This is a genomic window from Streptomyces sp. NPDC052023 (assembly GCF_044548465.1).
Lineage (GTDB): Bacteria > Actinomycetota > Actinomycetes > Streptomycetales > Streptomycetaceae > Streptomyces.
Genome location: NZ_JBIUBW010000004.1, coordinates 211,399 through 218,387, shown reverse-complemented (window position 1 = coordinate 218,387; position 6,989 = coordinate 211,399). Strand labels below are relative to the sequence as shown.

6 protein-coding genes are annotated in these 6,989 nt (G+C 72.6%); 2 read left to right on the top strand and 4 right to left on the bottom strand.

The window, feature by feature from the left end; genetic code table 11:
• Positions 1–224: 224 nt before the first annotated feature.
• Together ACIHCM_RS11375 and ACIHCM_RS11370 are read right to left on the bottom strand one after the other, a co-directional pair.
• Complete coding sequence (locus ACIHCM_RS11375; protein ID WP_399892721.1) at positions 225–1,160, bottom strand: aminoglycoside phosphotransferase family protein; 936 nt, start codon at positions 1,158–1,160, stop codon at positions 225–227.
• A 48-nt stretch (positions 1,161–1,208) separates the two neighbouring features.
• Positions 1,209–2,336 (bottom strand): aminopeptidase P family protein, encoded by a 1,128-nt coding sequence (locus ACIHCM_RS11370; RefSeq protein WP_399892718.1) that lies wholly within the window; start codon positions 2,334–2,336, stop codon positions 1,209–1,211.
• A 247-nt stretch (positions 2,337–2,583) separates the two neighbouring features.
• Between ACIHCM_RS11370 and ACIHCM_RS11365 the strand changes: the two genes are divergently transcribed.
• Together ACIHCM_RS11365 and ACIHCM_RS11360 are read left to right on the top strand one after the other, a co-directional pair.
• On the top strand, positions 2,584–3,060 hold the full coding sequence (locus ACIHCM_RS11365) for a GNAT family N-acetyltransferase (RefSeq protein ID WP_399892715.1): 477 nt from the start codon (positions 2,584–2,586) through the stop codon (positions 3,058–3,060).
• Positions 3,061–3,196: 136 nt separating this feature from the next.
• Positions 3,197–3,952 carry a metallophosphoesterase gene (locus ACIHCM_RS11360; RefSeq protein WP_399892712.1) on the top strand — a complete coding sequence of 252 codons (756 nt, stop codon included), beginning with the start codon at positions 3,197–3,199 and terminating at the stop codon, positions 3,950–3,952.
• Here the strand turns inward: ACIHCM_RS11360 and ACIHCM_RS11355 are convergent.
• Both ACIHCM_RS11355 and cyc2 read right to left on the bottom strand, forming a co-directional pair.
• Positions 3,945–4,532, bottom strand: coding sequence for a PDZ domain-containing protein (locus ACIHCM_RS11355; RefSeq protein WP_399892709.1), 588 nt, complete (start codon positions 4,530–4,532; stop codon positions 3,945–3,947). The two genes, ACIHCM_RS11360 and ACIHCM_RS11355, sit on opposite strands and share 8 nt — an antisense overlap.
• A 144-nt stretch (positions 4,533–4,676) precedes the next feature.
• The gene (gene cyc2, locus ACIHCM_RS11350; RefSeq protein ID WP_399892707.1) at positions 4,677–6,842 is read right to left on the bottom strand and encodes a germacradienol/geosmin synthase Cyc2; all 2,166 of its coding nucleotides are present in this window, start codon (positions 6,840–6,842) and stop codon (positions 4,677–4,679) included.
• Positions 6,843–6,989: the final 147 nt, after the last annotated feature.

Below are 6,989 nucleotides of genomic sequence, written 5' to 3'. Positions count from 1 at the left end.
CGTCGGCCGGTGCGCGGGTGCGCCTCCCGCCGGTCGGCTGGCCGGTGCGTCAGGGGCCGGTCGCCTTCGACCGGTGCGCCAATCGCCGGTCGCCGAACGGCAAGTGGCCGCCGCCTGCCCCCGTCGACCGTTCACCAGTCACCAGCCACCAGCCACCAGAGAATGCCGTGCGCTGCGCATCGCCCCGGCCCGGCCCGGCTCCGCGTCCGGCGGCCCCGCCTCGTCTAGGGCGCGTCCTCCCCCTCGTCCCCCCGGAATTCCGTCACGCGTTCCAGCAGGATCGCCTCCCACGCGTTGCGGAGCTGGGTCCTGAGGTCGGGCAGGGCCGCGTTGCCCCGGCCGGAGAGGCGTTCGGCGAGGTGGACGACGCTGTCGCAGCGGGCGAGCCACAGGCCGCGCAGGCAGGGCCGGGCGCCGTACCCGGCGAGGGTGGCGGCGCGGACGGCCGCGGGGGCGCCGACGGCGAGGGCGAGGGCGGCGATGTCCTCGGCCGGGTCGCCGACGACGACGTCGGCCCAGCCGAGGACGCCGCGGACGCGGCCGTCGGCGCCGACCACCAGGTGCGCGCCGGTGAGGCCGTGATGGACGAGGACCGCGCCGCCGGACTGGGCGGCGAGCTGGACCGCCGCGGCCGGGGTGAACTGGTGCATCCGCGCCGCGTCGAACTCGTCGGCCGGGGCGAGCTGTTCGGCGGCGTTCCCGGCGGCGCAGCGCAGCCCCTCCAGGGAACGCGGCGCGGCACGCGGTACGCCGAGCGCCTCGGCCTGCCGTAGGGGCACCTCGCGCAGCCCCGTGAGGAGCCCGGCCAAGTCGGCCTCGCCGAGGGCGGAGATGTCCGGCTCCGGCGCGGAGCCGCCGGAAACCTTGGTGTCCAGCGTGTAGGTGAGGCCGGGCGCCCATTCGCCGTGCGCCACGCTCACCGGCACCGCGACCGGGAGGTGCGGGCGGACGACCTCGCGCAGGCGCAGCTCGCGGCGCTGGCGTGCGGCGCTCTCGCGGTCGGGGGCGAGGCGCAGCACGTGCCGCGTGCCGACCCACCACGTGGTGAGCCCGCCGCTCTCGTCGACGGGCCGGACGTCCGGGCCGGCCGTGCCCTCCTTGAGCAGGGAACGGACCAGTCTGCGGACGGTGTCCTCGGTGGGCGTCGGTGCCTGGGTCATGGTGGGACCGTTGTCGCTCGGGTGCGGACAGGGGCTCCTGGGGTCGGCTCACTCCACTATCAGCATCTCCCGGGTCGTGTTGTTCAGGCGCCGGCCGCCCTCCTCGGTCACGGTGACGATGTCCTCGATGCGGACCCCGAACCGGCCCGGCAGATAGACGCCGGGCTCCACGGAGAAGCACATCCCGGGGACCAGGGGCTGTTCCTCGCCCTCGATGACGTACGGCGGCTCATGGGTGGTGACGCCGATGCCGTGCCCGGTGCGGTGGATGAAGTACTCGCCGTACCCGGCGCCGGCGACGACCGCGCGGGCGGCCCGGTCGACGTCCTGGCAGGGCACTCCCGGCCGGACGGCCCGGAAGCCCGCCTCCTGGGCCTCCCGCACGAGGTCGTGCACCTCGCGCTCCTCGGCGGTGGGTTCGCCGACGTGGACCGTGCGGGAGGTGTCGGAGCCGTAGCCGTCCTTGAGGCCGCCGAAGTCGAGGACGACCATGTCGCCGCGTGCGATGACACGGTCGCCGGCCTCGTGGTGCGGGTTGGCCCCGTTCGGGCCGGAGGCGACGATGGTGAAGTCGACCTGGGAGTGGCCGAACCGGCGCAGCAGGCCGGCGAGGTCCCGGGCCACGTCGGACTCCCGGCGGCCACCGAAGCGAACGTTCCTGATCTCCTCGAACGCCGCGTCCGCGGCGGCTCCCGCGGCGGCCAGGAGCTCCAGCTCCGCCGGGTCCTTGACGGCACGCAGCATCGGCAGGGCCTCCGTCAGGGAGGCGTACGACGTGCCCGGGAGCGCCTTCTGCAGGCCCAGCAGGTGCATGGCCCAGGCGTTGTCACTGATCCCGAAGCGCCCGGAGACACCGAGAAGGCCCGCGGTCAGGGCGTAGGGGTCCTTGCCGTCGGTCCAGTCCCGCAGGGTCACGGCGCTCGCGCCGGCGGCGTGCGCGGCATCGGGGGCCTCCAGGGCCGGGACGACGAGGACGGGGTCCCGGTCCACGGCGAGCACCAGCAGGGTGAGCCGTTCGGTGGCGGCGGTGGGCGCGTAGCCGGTGAGCCAGACCAGGTCAGGCCCCGGCGCCACCAGCAGCCCGGCCAGCCCCGCGTAGGCGGCCTCCCGCACCGCGCGCTCCATCCGGGCCCGGTAGTCGTCTGCGGTGAAGGGCGCGGCCGTACTGCCGGTCATGCCAGCCTCCTTGAGCCGGTACGGGAACCACGGGCAGCATCCTGCCCGCCCGGCGGGGGCGACGCGAGCCGGTAAGGCGCGGTTCGCGGTGTCCTGTGCCGGCGAGCCCGGAACGCGTGCCGTCGGCGTTCGGGCCGGGCTCTCGGCGGACCACGGTGAAAGCCGCCCGGACCGGTGGCGGTTTGCGATGATCCACGAGCGTCTCGCGGCACAGGCGACCGCTCGAGATCACCCTCTGGAGGCTCTGATGGACGTGACGCTACGAGAAGTGCGGGACGGCGATCTACCGGTCTTCTACGCCCATATGACCGATCCCGAGGGAAACCTGATGGCCGCGTTCACCGCCGAGGACCCGTCGGATCGTGCCCGTTTCGACGCCCACTGGGCGCGGATCCGCCGCGATCCGGCGGTCATGGTGCGCACCGTCACCGGGGAGGACGGGGAGATCGTCGGCCACCTCGGTGTGTTCGGTCCGCGCGGGGAGCGTGAGGTCACCTACTGGATCGGGCGTGAGTACTGGGGCCGTGGAGCCGCCACCGCCGCGTTGCGGGAGCTGCTCGCCGTCGTACCGGACCGCCCGCTCCACGCCCGTGCGGCTGCGGACAACGGCGGCTCGATCCGGGTCCTGGAGAAGTGCGGGTTCGTGGCGACCCGCACCGAGCGAGGCTTCGCGAACGCACGCGGCGCGGAGATCGACGAGGTGATCCTCACCCTGTCCGGCTGACCTGGCGCCTGCTCGGACTTCGCGGGGCACGCCCTCTGAGCTCGAAGGCGCAACGGGCGGGGCAAGGCTGGCCCGAGCATCTGATCTAATGCTCAGATGCAGCTGATCCATTAGACAGCGCCCCAGGAGGCCCGGCGTGCTTGTACTCGCACACATCAGCGATCTGCACCTGGACGGAAGCGCGCGGGCGACGGAGCGTGCCGAGCGGGTGCGGGACCGGCTGTGGGAACTGCCGGGACACCTCGACGCGCTGCTGGTCACCGGCGACATCGCGGACCACGGCACGGAGGCGGAGTACGAGGAGGCGGCCCGCATTCTGGGCCTGCGCTCCGGTGGCGCGCCCTTCCCGGTGCTGACCTGCCCCGGCAACCACGACAGCCGCGCACCCTTCCGCAAGGCTCTGCTCGGCCGGGCCGCGGCCGAGGGGCCGGTCAACGAGGTGCACCTGTTCGAGGGCGCCGCCGTGCTGATGTGCGACTCCAGCATCCCGGGGAGCGACGAGGGCTGCCTGGACGACAAGACCTACACGTGGATCGACGCGACCCTCGACGAACTGGACGGAAGAGTTCCGGCGCTGCTCGCCCTGCACCACCCGCCCGTGGCGCTGCACCACCCGCTGCCCGACTCCTACCCTCTGCGGGCACCCCACCGGCTCGCCGCCCTCATGGAGCGCCGCCCCGAGGTCGCCGGCCTGATCACGGGGCACGCGCACACGGCCACCGCCACCACGTTCGCCGGGCGCCCGCTGGCCGTCGGCCCCGGCGTGACGTGGACGCTGCGGCTGCCCTGGGAGGGTGAAGGGGCCGCCGACCGGGATGCTCCGGTCGGGCTCGCCTTCCATGTACTGGACGACGAGGGGCGGCTCACCAGCCACTTCCGCGTGGTCACGTGAGGACGCCCGGAGCGACCGACAACTGCTGATAACCACCGCTTTCGTGACGTACCGTCACCAGAACCGCCGTTCCGGGGCGCGCCTCGTCCACCGCCCGTACGAGGTCGGTCGCGGACTCGACGGGCGTGCCGTCGAAGGTGAGCAGTACGTCGCCCCGCACCAGGCCCGCCGCGTGTCCCGGGCCGGGGATGTGCACGCCGACGACCAGGGCGCCGGACTTCTCGGCGTCGGTGACCTCGACGCCCAGGACCACGTCCGCCGCGGGGACCGGCCCGTCGGCGGACGGCCCCGGGGAGCCCGGGCCGGGCGAGGCGGACGGATCCGCCGGTGCCGAGGGCGCCGTCCCGCCGGCCTGACTGCGGACTTCGGCGAGCTTGCTCATGCCGATCACCGTGGCGGCCACCGTGCCGATTCCGACGCCGGTCAGCACGAGCACCGCCGCGGCGAGCAGCCCGAACAGCGGGGTCGTGAGCCGTCGGCCGCGCCGCCGTGCGGCATGCGGCCGCGGGCCGGGATCGGAGCCGCCGCCTCCGGCTTCCTGGCCGGGGATCGGCTTGGGTCGCAGCGCAGTCTGTTCCATGGTTCGCCTCCGCTGATGCACTACCCGGCGCACCGGCGCACGACGAGCCACGAACGAGTGAGACTGCCGCGCGGCGCAAGCGCTCCCGGCACCACCAGGGGGCCGGACGGCCCCGAGGTCGGCCGAGCGGGCCGAGCGACCGCGTCAGCCGACCGGCAGGGGTGTGGACGGCGCGCGGTCCGGCAGGAAGCCGTGGGCCCGGCCCTCCAGCCAGTCCGCCTTGTAGCGGGCGACCGAGCGGTGCCAGTTCAGGATGCCCGCCATCCAGTTCTGCAGGGCGGCCACATATCCGGCCATGCTCTCCCGGTCCTCCGCGGACAGCGCGAAGTCGTCGTACACCACCGGCAGTTCGGTCGCCGCCACATGCTCGAACTGCTGCATCCGCTGCGTCATCAGGTCGTTGACGATGGTGAGGGCGGTCGGGTAGTCGGTGCCGAAGAAGTTCTGCACCACGAGGATCGCGTTGTGGATCTCGCCCTCGTACTCGATCTCCTTCTGGTACGAGAAGACGTCGTTGAGGAGGCACGCGTAGTCGATGGCGGCGTTCTCCAGCGAGCGGACGGGGCCGCTGCGGTAGACCTCCGGCGGGATGTGGGGGCCATGGCCCATCCGGCAGAGGCTGATGGTCAGGTCCGAGCCGAAGGTGGCACGGCGCATCTCCAGATAGTCGACGGGGTCGGGGATGCGGTTGTGGAGCTGGTTGGCCACCTCCCACACCCAGCTCTCGGTCATCACGTCGATCGCGGCCTTCAGCCGGCGGCGGGAGTCCTCGTCCATGTTCACCGTGGTGCGCCGCCACAGGTCGACGAGGCCGCGCTCCATGGCGTTCACCGGGACGATCGGCGCCGCGCCGTCGACGGGCATGCAGGCCGAGAGGCGTTCCGTGGACAGTCTGGCGGCGGCGAGGTCACGGCGGTGCCCGAAGACGAGCGGGTAGTAGTCGTCGCCGTAGGTGCCCCAGGCCAGCCAGCAGGCGCTGAGCTCGAGGGCCTGCGGACCGCCGTCCGGGTCGAGGCCCGCCGAGCACAGCGGCAGGTCGTTCGCGGCGAGTTTGTCCTCGTCCCAGACGCCCTCACTGAGCATGCCGACGCCCTGCACCCAGGGCAGGAGGCGGGCGCGGGCGCCGTCCAGGCCGGGGTTGAGGCGCACCTGGAACGGCATATACACGTCGGGAATCCGCGACGGTCCGACCTTCTGGAACGGCACGTGCGTGTACGCGCGCAGCCGTTCGGCACCTGCCGAGGCGAGCAGCGAGCGGATGTCGGTGCCGGAGGTGCCGATTCCGGTGGCTCCCGCGCTCCACGGGGTGGTGGCCGTGGCGTTCTCGTTCATGTAGCGGCTGGACCGCATGTGCCACTCGTGGCCGCCGGACTGCCAGTCCTGCAGGCCCTTGGTGTAGGCCGCGACGGCCGCCAGTTCGTCCGGGGTGAGGCCCTTCTCCAGGGCCAGCGCCGGGACTTCGGTGAACGCGGTGTGCTCGAACTGGTGGAGCCGGGAGGTGAGGATGTCGTTGACGGCCTCGGCGGCCTCCTGCGTGGTGCAGCCGAAGAAGGTCTCCAGCACGAGCACCCCGTTGCTGAGCTCGCCCTCGTCCTCGACCTCCCGCTGGTAGGAGAACAGGTCGTTGCGCAGATGGACGCCGTCGGAGAACGTCTCCATCAGTACCCTCAGCGGCCGGGAGCCGGCGACGGACGCGGGCACCTCGGCGGTCGCGTACTCCACGAGACCGGCGGACCAGGGAGCGCCCCCGACCTTGCGGCGCATCTCGATGTACTCGACGGGGTTGGCGATCCGCCCCTCGTTGATGTTGGACAGCTCCCACAGGGACTCGTTCAGCAGATGCTCGGTCGCGACGGAGAACCGGCGGCGCCAGTCCATGGACATCGAGGGCACCGTACGGGTCCAGAGGTCGGCCAGGCCCGCCTCCACCGGGTTCTCCGGCTCCGGAAGGGGGGCCGACAGATCGAGCGGCATGAACAGCGGCAGGCGGTCCAGGTAGGCCTTGCCTCCGGCGCGGTCCTGGCTGCGCTTGAACGTCTCCAGGAAGTGGTCGTCGAAGAAGAAGACCCACACGTACCAGTCGGTGACGAGCGAGAGGGCCTCGGCGTCGCAGTCGGGGTGGGTATAGGCGCAGAGCAGGCCGTAGTCGTGCGCGTCGAGGTCGGCCTGCTCCCAGATCCCGGACCCCTCCAGCATGCCCATCTCGCGCGCCCAGACGGTCGAATGGGCACGCGCCTCGTCGAGATGCGGGTTCAGCCGCGCGGGATACGGCATGTAGAAGTGCGGGAGTTCGAACGGCTGCTGCGTCATGGCCGGGCCCTACCCGCGGCCCGTCGAGGGCATCCACCGGCCAGGACATGATCACACCATCGCGTGAATCGGGGCCAGATCCGGGAGCGCGCAACGCAGTTCATGGGCGTTCCGCTCCCTGTCCACACCTCAGGCACCCTTGCCCGG